The sequence below is a fragment of the Hymenobacter sp. PAMC 26628 genome (genome assembly GCF_001562275.1).
In the GTDB taxonomy this organism is placed as follows: Bacteria; Bacteroidota; Bacteroidia; order Cytophagales; family Hymenobacteraceae; genus Hymenobacter.
In genome coordinates, this window is sequence record NZ_CP014304.1 from 2,921,939 (window position 1) to 2,934,889 (window position 12,951).

A 12,951-nucleotide genomic window follows, 5' to 3' on the forward strand; every position below is an offset into this window, starting at 1 on the left:
GCGGCAAGGTAGCCACCGGGGGCCCTACTCCACCACCAGCACGCGGAAGGTGTTGGGCACGGTACTCAGGCGTGGGTGGGGCACGGCGGGCGTAGGAGCCGGGGCGGGGCCAAAGTCAGCGGTGGGCAGGTAGAGGCGGTGGGTAGCTTCGTCGATGGCGAGGGTGCGGGCACCGCGGGCGGTGGCCAGCGTTTGGGCCACGCGGAAGGCCTCGGGGCCGTCTTCGTGCACCACCGTGACGGTGCCGCTGCCGTTGGAGCTGACGGCCACCTGCCGGCCTTCGTCGAACACCACGCCGTCGACGCCGCTGCCGATGAGCAGTGCGTTCACTACTTTGCCGTTGTCGGCGTCGAGCACCACCATTTTTTCGTTGGCACACACGCTGAACAGGCGGCGGTGGGCGCGGTCGAGGGCCAGGCCGCTGGGCTCCTCGCCGGGGCCCACGGGCCAGCGGTGCTTCTCCTTTAGGGTTTTGGCGTCGAAGGCCACGATTTCGTTTTTGTCTTCGAGGTTGACGAACACCGTGCCTTTGCCGTCGCTGACGCCGGCCTCGGGGGCCCCGCCCAGCTCGGCAGTGCCCACGGGCTGGCCGGTGGCCGCGTCGAGCACGGTGGCGGTGGTAGCGCCGTTGTTGAAGACGAACACCCGCTTCGAGAATTCGTCGTAGAGCAGCGCGTCGGGCTTGGTACCGGCGGGCACGGTGGCCGTCACTGCCAGGGTCTTAGGGTCAAATTCAATTACCGTGTTGGTTCTGCCGCAGCTGATGTAGCCGCGCCCCTGCGCCACCACGATGCCGCGCACGCCCGCCGTGCTGGGGATGGTGCCCACCTTGCGGCCGCTGGCTAAGTCCAGCACTTCCACCTGGGTGGCGTGCGAGACGTAGACACGCCCGCCGGCGTGGTCAACGGAGATGTAGTCCCAGCCGCCTTCGCCGCCCACCGGCCAAGTAGTGGCCACGCGGTAGGTAGGCGCGGGGCCCGGCTGGGCCGGGGCCCCGGCAAGGGCCCCCAGCAGGAGAATGGACAGCAGCGGTTGGGTCATGGGGGTGGGCGGCGATTAGCCAGTAGGGGTAAGTGACTTATTATGATATCCTAAGCACAACGCCTCACCCCGCCGGCCCACTACTTGGGGCGCCAGGTGAGGCACACGCCGGGCACGCCGCCGTAGTAGCTGGGCACGATGCCCACGTCGCGGCCGATGGACTTGCGGCCCCAGCGGTTGCGGTGCGTCAGGTAAGCCAGGTGGGCCGACAGGATGCCGAAGCCCGCCCCGGCAAACACGTCGCTCTGCCAGTGTTTTTCGTTGATCATGCGCAGGGCCCCCACGCCGGTGGCGATGGTGTAGGCCCCGATGCCGTACCACGGGCTCTTATCGCGCAGCTCGGTGTGCACAATGCTGGCGGCCAGGAACGCCTGCGCCGTGTGCCCCGACGGAAACGAGAGGTTATCGGAGCCATCGGGCCGCTCCTCGTGGCTCAGGGCCTTCACCACGAAGGTGCTGCTGAGCATGATGGCCTCGCTTTTGGCGATGATGAGCAACAGGTTCACCCGGTCGTTGTGCGACTCGACGCCGGCCAGCGCCACGGCCCCCAACTCCAGGTAGGGCGCAAAAATGAGGTAGTCGGCAATGCGGCTGTTGGACTTCGGGAAGAGGCGGTGGATGTCGCGGTCAGCATCCTGGTTGGTGTAGAAGCCGCCCCCGTTGAAGGTGTACGCCCCGTAGCCGATCAAGATGGCCGGTACGATGCTTGCGCGCACCAGCTTGCGCTGGAAAAACGGCTTCCGCACCGACGAGGACACCCCGCTGGGGTTTTCGTACTTGTGCGCGGTGTCGGCCGCCGCGGGCGGGGCCACTGGGGGCAACACTTGGGCTTGCGCCGCAGGGCCCGTCCCGGCCGCCAATGCCAATAAAACCAACCCGGCCGCGCCCACGCGCCGACCCTGATTGCGAATAGTAGAAAGAAAAAATTGCATTGAATGCCCTGCCAATAAAACAAAATTTGTCGTTAAACCTGTCGCAAACCTGTGGCCGTGGAGGCCCCCTGGGGTATTTGCGGCTACAGGTTTGCGCCCAAAAGCTCCCTACGACGCCGCCGGGCCTTTGGGTTACCAAATCGTAAAGTAATCAGCCTGCGTAGCGCGCCTACCGTTGCGCCAACGCCTGGCAGTTAGCCCCGGGGCCCCAAACACCATTCAGCCGCGCAGACTTTGCAAGTCCGAGCGGCTGAATGGCTGATGCGTAAGGCGCGAACCCGCGGCGTCCACGCTGCTGCTACGGCTGGCGGTAGAGCACGCCGCCCTTCATCACGAGGCGCACTTGGCGCAGGGCTTCTACTTGCCGGGTGGGGTCGCCGGCCACGGCCACGAGGTCGGCGAGCAGGCCGGGGGCGACGCGGCCGCGGTCGGCGAGGTGGAAAACTTGGGCGTTGCCAGCAGTAGCGGCGCGCAGCACTTGCAGCGGGGCCAGGCCGTAGTCGTTCACCAGCAATTCCAGCTCGCGGGCGTTGTCGCCGTGCGGAAACACGCCCACGTCGCCACCCATCACCAGCGTCACGCCGGCTTGCAGCGCCGCCTGCACGGCGCGGTGCTTGGCCAGCACCCGCTCGGGCGTGGGGCCCTGGCCTTTTTTCCAGCCCCTGTACTGCGAGATGGCATCGGTGGCGGCCACGGTGGGGCACAGGGCCACGCCGCGCTGCTTCATCAGGCGGAACACTTCGGGCGTGCCGGCGTCGCCGTGCTCAATGGTTTCGACGCCGGCCAGCACGGCGCGGCGCATGCCCTCGGCGGTGCTGGCGTGGGCCACCACGCCGCGGCCCGTCGAGCGGGCGGTTTGCACAATCAGCGTCAATTCTTCCTGCGAAAACGTGGGCGCGGCCGTGCCGCCGGGGCCCCAGCGGTAGTCGGCGTACACCTTCACCACGTCGGCCCCGCGGCCAATCTGCTCGCGCACGGCCCGGATGATGCCGTCCACGCCGTCGGCCTCCTGGGCCCCCTGGGGCAGGTCGTCCACGGCGGCCAGGCGGGGGCCGTAGCTGCCGGTGGCCACCAGGGCGCGCGTGGCCACCAGCAGCCGGGGCCCCGGGATAATCCCCTCGTCAATGGCCTGCTTCAAGCCCACATCGGCGTAGCCGGCGCCTTCCGTGCCCAAGTCGCGGGTGGTAGTGAAGCCGGCCAGCAGCGTGCGCTGGGCGTGCACGGTGGCGCGGGCCACGCGCAGGGCCAGCGGCTCCTTCAGCACCTGGTCGTCCCAGGGCGTTTCGTTGTAGGGGTGCAGCAGCAGGTGCGAGTGCCCCTCAATGAGGCCCGGCAGCAGCGTGAGGCCGGGCAGCTCCAGGGTGCGCGCGCCGGCCGGGGCAGTGAGCTGCGCCGCCGGCCCCGCGGCCGTAATTTTGCCGTTCTCCACCAGCACGGCCCAACCCGGGTGCAGGTCCTGGCCGTCGAACACGGCGGCGGGGTGCAACAGCGTGGCCGTGGGTGGTGCGGCGGGCCTGGGGGCCTGGGCGCGGGCCGCTAGGGGGAGCAGCCACAGGCAAAAAACGAAAATCCGGTGCATTATTTCCTCGTGGTTTAAGAAGCTGTATATACGGTTTTCAGGCTAGTCACCGCTTGGCGGGTCAGGACAGGTTCATTCCTTCGGAAACCACTAGTAGGAAATCGTGGTAACGTCGCGCCCATCCAGCGTCCGCCAAATAAAGCACGGCGGGGCCCGGCGGCCACAAAGAAAGGCCGCCCTGGCAAGCAGGACGGCCTTTCGAGGGGGCTTATTTCCGGGGGGGCGCTTACGCGGGCAGCGCGGCCTTGCGGCTGGCCACGGCCGACTGGGCGCTGCTGAGGGTAGCCACCTGGGCGGCTACCTGCTCGGCATCGACGGCGGCCAGGAAGGCCGCGGTGCCGGTGCGGGCCTGGCCGCGCTCGGTCAGGTTGTCTTTGCGGTCGGTGGCGCGGCGCAGCTTGCTTTCGGTTTGCTTTTTGAGGGCGGCCGGCATATTGGGCACGTTGAGCATGGCCGTGTAGGAGTCGATTTCGGCCTGCACACCGGCCAGCCGGGCCGCTACGTCGGCAGTGCTGCGGCCGGCCTGGCTGGCGGCGTAGTCGAGGTTGGCGGTGCGGTGCTGGTAGCCGTCCAGCTCGGCTTGCAGGTCGGCGAGGGCATCGTCGCACTCGGCTTTGGTGGTGAGGAAGGTCAGGTCAAGGGCCATAATAAAGAATGAGGTAGGAATGAAAAAATGTACGCTTCAAAAGTAGCGAGCCCTGCGTTACATTTTAGCATTCCGATGCTTTTTAGTTAGCAATTTCCTCCCCGCTACCCAGTGTGCTCAGCAGCGCGGCCAGCTCAGTGGCTTCGGCTTCGAGGGCGGCGGCGCGCAGGCGCAGCAGGTGGTAGCGGGCGGCCGTTTCGCCGTCGAGGTCGGCGGCGGCCTGCGCCTGGCGGCGCAGCAGCCAGGCGCGGGCGCGCTCGTCGGCCGGGGCCAGCAGGGCGGGCAGGGCGGCCTGCCAGCGGCGGGCGTATTCCAGGGTTTGGGTGAGGGCGGCCAGCTCGCGGCGCAGCCGGCGGGCCTGGTGCTGGCAGGTGGCGAGGCGGGCGGCGAGGGGGGCGGGGGCGGGCGGGGCCAGGTGGGCAGCGGGGACTTCGGCCGTAGCAGGGGCTGCCAGCGCTTGCAGCAGGGGCAGCAGCCGCTGCGCAGCAGCCAGGCTAGTGGGCTTGCGGCCAGCTTCGAGGTGGCCCACCATGCCCGCCCCTACCCCCAGGTAAGCGGCCAGCGTGGCCTGGTCGAGGCCGAAGTGGCGGCGCACCTGCGCCAGCGGGGTAGCGGAGAACTTGGCGCGGCGCGGCATGGCAAGCGGGGTAGGTTATTTCTTACAAAATCAAAAGCAACCTACCTCACCCTTCTCTACTGCTAGAATCCTCAGCTATTTGAGTAATTAATGCGTCTGGCAGGGCTATCTACTGTCTTCGCGTCACTGAGAGAGTGCAAGCAAGGAGGAATAAGGCAATAACTACAGCTTTTTGCGCACGGCCGGGTCAATATAAAAATCCATTTCGCTTAGCTCATCGGCCAAGCGGCGCTTCCAGGCATCGGCTTTATCGTAGCCCTCATACACCACCCCGCTAAAGTCGCTGGGCATTTCTACGCTGCCCGCCATGAGCACGAATACGTGGCGGCGGCCCAACAGCGCCACAAAGTACCCCAACTCCAGAATCACGTTCTGCCGGGCGCGAGGCAACGGCTTCAGTTCGGCTTTTCCGGCCGGTTTCAGGTTCCCCACATCGTCGGGACTGCACAACACGATGGCGTAGCCGCAGGCCCGCGCCTCCCGGTCAAACTTCTCAATGATGGTGTCGCCCTTGTTCAAGGCTTCACTCAGCACGACATCATCCAGCCCTACCTGGTGCAAGAACCCCTGCACAGCTTTGCGCATGGCCTCGTCGCGGCCGTGAACGATAAACACCTTGCGGCTTTCGGCTGCTACGGTGGTGAGCAGACCCGCCAGGGTAGTACGTGCCGACCGAAGCACGCTCATTTCCAACCGGACGGCGTGGCCCCAGGTATCTTTTGCGCTTAGCTTCTCGGTCAGCTTGGTAAGTTTCTCTTGGTGTTTTGCTCCTTGTACCAGTTTGGCTTTCGACAATAGACCACGGGCAGCGGTAGCAATAGCAACCAATTCTTTTTGAATAGGGCTCGTGTCCGGTTGCGACTGGTAATAGGCCTGACTGCCTGGCTTGGCCGCCGCTGGCAGCGTTACGGCGGTGATGCGGGCTTGGAGAGCGGCGAGTTTCGGGCGGTCCATGTAGTGGAGAATAGAAAGTAGTAGCGCAAAACGAAATTAGTTTCCCAGCAGCCGCGCCTCGAACGCCGCCTTGGCCGCTGCCCAGCCCGCATCGGCCGCCTCGCGCAGCTGCCGGGCCCGGGCACGGCGGCGCTGCACCTCGGCTACTACCTCGCGTTGCACCGCCAGCGGGGGCACGGGTAAAATGAGGTCGGGCACGTCCTCATTTGCTAGGCGCGGGTGTGTGTTGCCGGTCATCATATGTATGGTTTGGAGCAGCATCAGCTTGCTGCGTAGGGCCACCGCTAAATAATCGGCGTGAATGGCGGCCTCGTCGCGCACCCGCAACACATGAAACTCCGGCGAACAACAGCCGTCCGCTTCGGCCAAATACACTTTGTTGAGGTAAGGCCGCAGGCGCATAAATAATACGTCGCCCGCCAGGAAGGTAAAGCAATTGCCCTCCGACGTTTCGGAAGACGCTACCAGTTCGCCCGTATGGCTCTGGACGTGGCCCAGGCTCAAGTAATTCTCGCTTGGCGTTTTGATTTGCTGCCGCACAAAATCCACCAAGTCGCCCAAGCGCTCGTGCCGTACCCCGGCTTCCTCAATGGCGCGTAGCGTGAGCAGGCGCTCCGGGTGAAAATATTCCGGGCTGATGCGGCCTTTCTGGAAGGCATCGGCCATCCAAACGCCAAAAACCCGGCGGCCATCATTGGCGGGCGTACTGATACCGAGTGTAGCCAGCAAATACGTGTCGAAACCTCCCAGCAACGCCTCCGCCTCGGCCAGTTGCCGCTGGCGTAGGGCGCGGGCGGCGTTCATGGCCGCTACCAGTTCCTGCTGCACCGGCAGCGGCGGCAGGGGAATCCCGAAGTCCCGGATTTCCTCCGAGTTGATGTTAGTCATCCCGACGATTTGCCGGGAGACACAATCAATTTGCAAGCGGCCCGTTGGTGCGTTCAGGAAATCAGAAGCAAACTGCGAGTCTAATTCCAGCGGGTTGGTGCGTACCCGAATGAGATACGAAGCAAATACCCACTTGCCCGGCTCGCGGAATACTTCGCATTTACCTACCAATTCCTTTGAGTTGGTGCGGTTGAAAAGAATGTCGCCCAACTCAATTCGGTAAGAATCTACTTCTTTCTCCGGTAGGGTTACGTACTTCAAATCGTCCAGCGCCCAGCCGTCTTGTTGCAGGTTATTCATCCGCACGATAGGCACCCCGCTAGGTTCGGTAGAGGCCAGCGTAGAAGAGCCGTATTGCACCAGCGTCAGCTTAGACCCCAGCGGTACGGCCGGGTAAGCCGCATTAGCCAGCCGCTCTTTTACCAGCGGCAGCAACCGGCTATAATTGACATCGGCCCGCGTTTCGATTTCGCCCCGTGTAGCGCCAAAGCAGGATGCTTGGCTCCGCTCCACGGGGCTTAGACGAAAAAAGGTGCCGGGTTCCGCTCAAAGGCTTTGTATTGCGCGACCAGCCCGGTATTGGGGATGATTTCGCGGTGGCGCTCGGTCCATCCGGCTTTTTTGGGGTCCAGGTCGTTCCAGTCGTACCACACGCGGTAGGTAAACAGGTCGCAGGCGTGCTGCTCGATGCGCTCCTTCGCGGGCACTTCGCTTTCCAGGCTCACCACGTAGGTGGGGCGGCCGGTGGCATCGTAGCCGATGTTGTCGGCCAGGGCCATAAACAGGGGCGCTTTGGCGGGCACTGTTTCGCCGGCTTTGAGCTTGCGCAAAAACACGATACTGGTTTTCACGCCCGCGTCGTAGTGCGCAAACGCGAACTGTGGCAGGCTCACCACGCCCAGCACCTGGAAGTGCCCCAGCAGCCAGTCGCGCACGCCTTGCAGCGACGAGTTGGTGAGGATGCCATCGGGCAGCACCACGGCCGCCCGCCCGGTACCGGGCTTCAAAAAGGTGTGCAGGCGCTCCAGAAACAGGATTTCCGTCTTGATGCTGGCCCGCTCCTTGAGGCTTTTGGCCCCGCGCTTGCCGGCGGGGTCGTCTTCGTCTACGTCGGCGGGGTCGCCGGGGCGGGCGTTGGCGTTCTTGCTTAGGTAGCGGCGCAGCTCGTACTGCTCGATGTACTTTTCGCCCACCTCGGTGCGCTTCACCACCGCGCCAAAGGGCGGGTTGGTAAACACGAGGTCGAACTTATCGGGGGCCAGGCCGGGGTTTTTGCCGGTGAGGGTGGCCATAAAATCCAGCGCGTCGTTGCCCACGATGTTGGTGTGGCCGTCGTCGTGGATAATCATGTTCATCTTGGCCACCCGCGCCAGCTCGTCGTTCACCTCAATGCCAAAGAGGCGCTTCTCGGCGTAGTCGTGCCAGTAGTCGAAGTGCTTCTTGAACTGCGCGGGGTCAGTTTTGCGCTTGGGAAACAGCTTGTCGGCCTCGCGGCGCACGTGGTCGAGGGCATACAGCAAAAAGCCGCCCGACCCGCAAGCTGGGTCAATGGTGAAGTCGTCGCGCTTCGGCCCCAGCAGCTCAATGGCAAAGGCAATCGGCTCGCGGGGCGTGAAGTACTGCCCGAAGTCGCCCTTAAAGAAGCCGCTCATAAACTCCTCAAACGCCACGCCCTTCGTGTCGAGGTCGGTGCGGTTGAGCGAGATGCTTTCCAGGTGCTCCACCACCCGCGCCAGCGGCCCGTCTTCCACCAGCAGCCGGTCGGTAAACACGTCCGGCTCGTCTTCGCGCTCCTTGTCGTAAAGGCGGTGAATGCGCAGGGCCAGCTCGGCATCGGTTTCGCCGTCGCCGCTCTGAAAGGCGTAGGGCTCACCGTCGGGCCGGGCGGGGTTCTTCTCGTCGCGGTGCTTCACGAACACCAGCTTGCAAAACTCACCAAACGCCACGATGGGCGAGCGCTTGCCGCCGCCCCACAGCGTTTGGTGGCACTTGCGAATGGCCGAGCGCAAGTCTTCGCGGGGCACGGCCACCAGGTCTTTGCCCGCCACGCCCTGGTAGTAGCGCCACTTGGGCGGCTTCTCGTAGCGGTGCGGAATGTCGGTGAGCTTGTTACCGTCGCGCATTCCGGCCGGGTACTTCTTGGGGTCGTCGAAGCGCAGCAGGCGGCGGGTAGTAGTGCCCGACACCGCCCCCGCAAACGAGGCACTGAGCTGGTTGCGGTAGCCGCAAGCCTGCTCCAACGCCTGCGCCATCGCCGAGTCGGAGGTATCGGCCGCCTTCACCTCAAATACGAAATAGGGCTGCATGGCCAGCGCATCGTGAAAGATGACAATGTCGGCCCGCTTGTTATTTACCCGGTCGGGGATGGGAAACTCCAACCGAATATTTTCGGCTGGGTACTCGTACTTATAAATCAGTTCGGCCCACAACTCAGCCCGCACTTTCTCTTCAGGGTTGGCCCATTTGGCTTTAAAAAGCGTCGGCCCATCAGGCACGGCGCGGTAGTGAATGTTTTCGGTTTTGCCGTCGGTTACGAGAGCGGCCAAGTCATCGTCAAACGCTTGGGGCAGGTAAAGAATTGGTTCGGACACGTTGGGTAAAGAAACGTCAAACTAGAACCCCGAAGGTACAGCGGGCAACCATAAGCGCTGCTTGCGCGGAGGTAGGTTATTTTTTGATTTATAAAAAATAACCTACCTCACTCAGCTTTAAAAAGCCCCGGTCGCGTGAGCAGCTGAGGCATCTTTCCAGCATCAATCGTAGCCCCCGCTACTCGGGCAGCGGCAGCGGCGAAAAGCCCGACTGCGCCTTGCGGGCGAAGTGCTCGCCCACGCGCTCGATGCCGGCGCGGCGGGCGGGGTCAGCGGCTAGCTCGGCTTCTTCCTTGCGGCGTTGCAGGTGGGCAGTAAGCCGCATAATGGCGGAGAAAGCGCTGTTAGGTGCCGTAGGCGGCAGGGCGCGCAGCTCTTTATTCAGCGCCGCGATTATAGCGTTCAGGAGCGTGGAGTCATCCTGCGCTACGACCATTTCCAGGAGCAAGTCGGCTTCCTGCAGGGGCGCTGGCCGCTGGCTGGCGGCTTCGAGATACGTGGTGAAGGCAGACATGGAGGCGGGGTTTTATAGCTCAAGCAACTCTACCTGGGGCCAGGTGTTCGCAAAGTTGATTCCGATAATGCGGAACGTGGTATTGGGTAAAAATAGAATCTCCTGCTCGTTATCATACGGGTCGTGGCTATTGGGGCCGTAGTGCGAGAGCAGCTCAATAGAACGGCCGCGCAAAGAGCTTATCTGAAACAGACAATTGTGCGGCAGCGGGGGCCCCGTATAATTTAAATGGCGCTCAGCAATTAGGATGGAACGGCTAGCTGATAAGAAAGCGGGCCACGTAATACGCTGGGCCGTTTGCGGCGTCCCGCCAGTAAACACCAGCCGCAAACGACTGAGTTCAGCCGGGCTTAGGTGGGCCGCGCTAAACGCATTGCCTTCGTGGCAGGGCATCTTTTGAACGGCCAATACCAACTCCTCACTCAGGGGATTGGCAGGCACGCCTTGGCTAAGGCGAAGCAGTCGATTAATAGCCGTGGAGCCACTGGCGGTATAGTGGTATATCAACGCTTTTTCCTCGGCCGATAGCGTGGGGTGCGCCCTGGCATAGCCACCGGTTTGCATGAGGCGTAGTTCAGTGGGCAGGTGCTGGCGCGCATAAGCTGGCAAGAGGGGTTGGGGCATGTGCTGGCTTATTTTTCTATCATAGGCTCCGGCTTAATGAAGCTGTTTAGGAAGTCGTCAGAACGTCATGCTGAGCGCAGCCGAAGCATCTCTACTGCTCAACTAATCAAGATTACTGCCGCAGTAGAGATGCTTCGGCTGCGCTCAGCATGACGTTCAATTTTGAATTTCCAGACTTTCTAAACAGCTTCAATAAAAGTTTGAGCCTGTTCCAAAACTTTCGCCTACCCCCTACTCGCCGGGGTGGTACTGCCGCGCCACGTGCTGGGCCACGTCTTCGGGGTAAAACCACACGTCTTTGAATTTGCCTTGGGTATAGAGGGGGGCTTGGTCGGTGAAGTGCGGGGCCCCGGGGCGGCTGTCCTGGCCACCGGTGACGACCGAGCGGGCCACCACGCGGGGCCCAAACTCCACCACGGCCACGAAGCTGTTGCCCACGTAGCCGTAGCGCTTCTTGGTGTTCGGCGCCGTACGGGCCCCGAACGCCGCCAGCGAGCCCCAGGCCGACGAGGTAAAGGCCACCGGCAGGCTGGGCTGGGCGTCGTCGTAAGTTTCGTCGATTTTGCCGGTCAGGCGCTGGTAGCGGTTCACCTCGCCCCAGGCCACGTCCCAGCGGCCGAAGTCGCGGGTGAGCTCAGCCAGGGTTTCGCCCAGGGCGGCGGCTTTTTCCTCGGGCGTAACGTGGTCGATGACGAACTGCGTGAAGGCGATGTAGTCCAGGGTTTGGCCGGCTGGTACGCGGGGGCGGGCCAGGCGCTGCATCCGCTCGGCCCAATAAATGGCCAGCGTTTGGGCCACCGAGGTGGCGCTGTAGTTCAGGTTCCAGGCGCGCAGCACGGGCAGGGCCGCTTTCACCCCGGCGGGCAGCGGCGCGTCGCTGGCGGCGTCCAGCAGCAGCTGGCAGTCGCGCAGGGCAGCGGGCAGCAGCTTCTCGAAGCCGGCCAGGTGCGGGTCGTCGGCCGCGGCGATGAGCGTGTCGAGGGTGAAGGCTTGGCGGCGGCTCAGCACCCGCACGGCGTTGATTTCTCGGTAGTTGTCGGGCTCGGGGGCCATGTAGGCGGGGTACTTGGCCGGGTCGGGGCTGCTGCCGGGGCCCGCCACGGTAAAGGGCGTGCCGTTGCAGTTCTGGATGAAGCCGCTGGCGGGGTTGCGCACCTGCACGAGGTCTTCCACCGGGTGCAGGCCCTGCCACTCGGTGGCCTTGGTGCTGCCGTCCACGGGCTTGCTCCAGTCGGGGCCGGCGGGGCGGCGGGGCATGAAGTTGCCGTGCCAGTAGGCAATGGTGCCCTTGGCGTCGGCAAACACGGTGTTGTTGGAGGCGTTGCCGTTCAGGCGCATCACCTCCTTAAAGCTGGCGTAGTCGGTGGCCTTGGTGCGCAGGTACGACTGCTCCAGGGCGGCGAGCGGGGCATCCATCATCTTCACCGTCACCCACTTACCGTCTTGCAGGCCCACCACGGGGCCGTGGGGCGTGTGGTAGCCCACAAACTTTCGGCGCAGTAGCTGGCCATCTTTCACATACGCCAGCGTGACGGGCTGGGCGCGCACGGGCAAGGTTTGGCCATCGTACTGGTAGTAATACTTGCCGTCCTTTTCCGTCACCGTTTCCAGGTACTCGTCCATCGAGTCGGCGTAGCTGGAGGTGTGCATCCAGCCGCACTTGGCGTTGAAACCCTGGTAGATAAAGAACTGGCCCCACGTTACGGCCCCGTAGGCGTTGAGGCCGGCGGCGCTCGTCATCTGCAATTCGGAGCGGAAGTAGAACGAGGTGTGCGGGTTAATCAGCAGCAGGGCGTGGCCCGAGGCGCTTTTGGCCGGCGCAATGGCAAAGCCGTTCGAGCCCACCGAGCTGCGGTCGAAGCCCTCCCCTTCCGCTGCTGGCCGGGGCCCCTGCCACGAGGTGGGCTTCTGCTGGCTGTAGAAGGCCTTGAGGCGCTCCACGGGCACCACGCTCACGTTGCCCCCAATGCTGCCCTCGCTGAAGAGCAGCGGCATCCAGGGCTGGAAGCGGCGGATGCGCCGCGGGTGCACGTCGGGGTGGGTGGCCAGGTAGTAGTTGGTGCCGGCGGCGAAGGCGTTGAGCAGGCTTTTCATCCACACCGGGCTGCGGCCGTACACGGCAATGGCCTGGGTGCTGTCCATGAACAGCCGGGCCCGCAGGTCTTCGTAGAGGGCTTTTTCGCCGTCCACTTCGGCACGGCGGCCCAGGGCGGTGAGGTAGTTGTCTTCCACCCGCGCAAAGTCGTCCTCGCACTGCGTATACAGGGCCCCAAATACGGCGTCGGCGTCGGTTTTGCCGCTGATGTGGGGCACGCCCCAGGTGTCGCGCGTCACCGCCACCTGCCGGGCCTGCTGCTTCCAGCGGGCCACTTCGGCGGGCGCAAAGGCCTGGGCCCGGGCCTGGGTTAGGGCCCCCAGGGAAAAGAGAACCGTAAGTATTTTTCTCATCGGGTGCGGGGTGTAGCGTGGACTCTGCGAGTCCGCGCGTTGCACAATTGCCAAGGTTAACGTTCACACGCGCGGACTCGCAGAGCCCACGCTACCC

11 protein-coding genes are annotated in these 12,951 nt (G+C 63.9%); all 11 read right to left on the reverse strand.

Annotated features, from left to right (window positions below):
- Positions 1-24 precede the first annotated feature (24 nt).
- The 11 genes from AXW84_RS12870 to AXW84_RS12920 all read right to left on the reverse strand — a co-directional run bounded on the left by AXW84_RS12870 (position 25) and on the right by AXW84_RS12920 (position 12,854).
- Complete coding sequence (locus tag AXW84_RS12870; RefSeq protein WP_071891300.1) at positions 25-1,041, reverse strand: YncE family protein; 1,017 nt, start codon at positions 1,039-1,041, stop codon at positions 25-27.
- 80 nt (positions 1,042-1,121) lie between these two features.
- Positions 1,122-1,853 (reverse strand): phosphatase PAP2 family protein, encoded by a 732-nt coding sequence (locus AXW84_RS12875; RefSeq protein ID WP_157886997.1) that lies wholly within the window; start codon positions 1,851-1,853, stop codon positions 1,122-1,124.
- Positions 1,854-2,271: 418 nt separating this feature from the next.
- Complete coding sequence (locus AXW84_RS12880; RefSeq protein ID WP_068233775.1) at positions 2,272-3,552, reverse strand: metal-dependent hydrolase family protein; 1,281 nt, start codon at positions 3,550-3,552, stop codon at positions 2,272-2,274.
- Positions 3,553-3,778: 226 nt separating this feature from the next.
- Positions 3,779-4,198 (reverse strand): hypothetical protein, encoded by a 420-nt coding sequence (locus AXW84_RS12885; RefSeq protein WP_068233777.1) that lies wholly within the window; start codon positions 4,196-4,198, stop codon positions 3,779-3,781.
- 82 nt (positions 4,199-4,280) lie between these two features.
- Positions 4,281-4,835: a hypothetical protein gene (locus AXW84_RS12890; RefSeq protein WP_068233784.1), complete on the reverse strand. Its 555-nt coding sequence runs from the start codon at positions 4,833-4,835 to the stop codon at positions 4,281-4,283.
- A 162-nt stretch (positions 4,836-4,997) separates the two neighbouring features.
- Positions 4,998-5,789 carry a TIR domain-containing protein gene (locus tag AXW84_RS12895; RefSeq protein WP_068233785.1) on the reverse strand — a complete coding sequence of 264 codons (792 nt, stop codon included), beginning with the start codon at positions 5,787-5,789 and terminating at the stop codon, positions 4,998-5,000.
- A gap of 36 nt (positions 5,790-5,825) precedes the next feature.
- A complete protein-coding gene (locus AXW84_RS12900; protein WP_068233788.1) occupies positions 5,826-7,112 on the reverse strand; it encodes a restriction endonuclease subunit S in 1,287 nt (428 codons plus the stop codon).
- An 83-nt stretch (positions 7,113-7,195) separates the two neighbouring features.
- A complete protein-coding gene (locus tag AXW84_RS12905; protein ID WP_068233791.1) occupies positions 7,196-9,268 on the reverse strand; it encodes a restriction endonuclease subunit M in 2,073 nt (690 codons plus the stop codon).
- A 178-nt stretch (positions 9,269-9,446) separates the two neighbouring features.
- Positions 9,447-9,782, reverse strand: coding sequence for a hypothetical protein (locus tag AXW84_RS12910; RefSeq protein ID WP_068233793.1), 336 nt, complete (start codon positions 9,780-9,782; stop codon positions 9,447-9,449).
- Positions 9,783-9,794: 12 nt separating this feature from the next.
- Positions 9,795-10,406, reverse strand: a complete 612-nt coding sequence (locus AXW84_RS12915; protein ID WP_068233794.1) for a hypothetical protein — start codon at positions 10,404-10,406, stop codon at positions 9,795-9,797.
- Between the two features lie 231 nt (positions 10,407-10,637).
- Positions 10,638-12,854, reverse strand: coding sequence for a penicillin acylase family protein (locus tag AXW84_RS12920; protein ID WP_068233797.1), 2,217 nt, complete (start codon positions 12,852-12,854; stop codon positions 10,638-10,640).
- Positions 12,855-12,951 lie beyond the last annotated feature (97 nt).

Coding starts and splice junctions, on each gene's coding strand:
- AXW84_RS12870 (WP_071891300.1), bottom strand. CDS start 1,041: ATGACCCAACCGCTGCTGTCCATTCTCCTGCTGGGGGCCCTTGCCGGG.
- AXW84_RS12880 (WP_068233775.1), bottom strand. CDS start 3,552: ATGCACCGGATTTTCGTTTTTTGCCTGTGGCTGCTCCCCCTAGCGGCC.
- AXW84_RS12885 (WP_068233777.1), bottom strand. CDS start 4,198: ATGGCCCTTGACCTGACCTTCCTCACCACCAAAGCCGAGTGCGACGAT.
- AXW84_RS12890 (WP_068233784.1), bottom strand. CDS start 4,835: ATGCCGCGCCGCGCCAAGTTCTCCGCTACCCCGCTGGCGCAGGTGCGC.
- AXW84_RS12895 (WP_068233785.1), bottom strand. CDS start 5,789: ATGGACCGCCCGAAACTCGCCGCTCTCCAAGCCCGCATCACCGCCGTA.
- AXW84_RS12910 (WP_068233793.1), bottom strand. CDS start 9,782: ATGTCTGCCTTCACCACGTATCTCGAAGCCGCCAGCCAGCGGCCAGCG.
- AXW84_RS12915 (WP_068233794.1), bottom strand. CDS start 10,406: ATGCCCCAACCCCTCTTGCCAGCTTATGCGCGCCAGCACCTGCCCACT.
- AXW84_RS12920 (WP_068233797.1), bottom strand. CDS start 12,854: ATGAGAAAAATACTTACGGTTCTCTTTTCCCTGGGGGCCCTAACCCAG.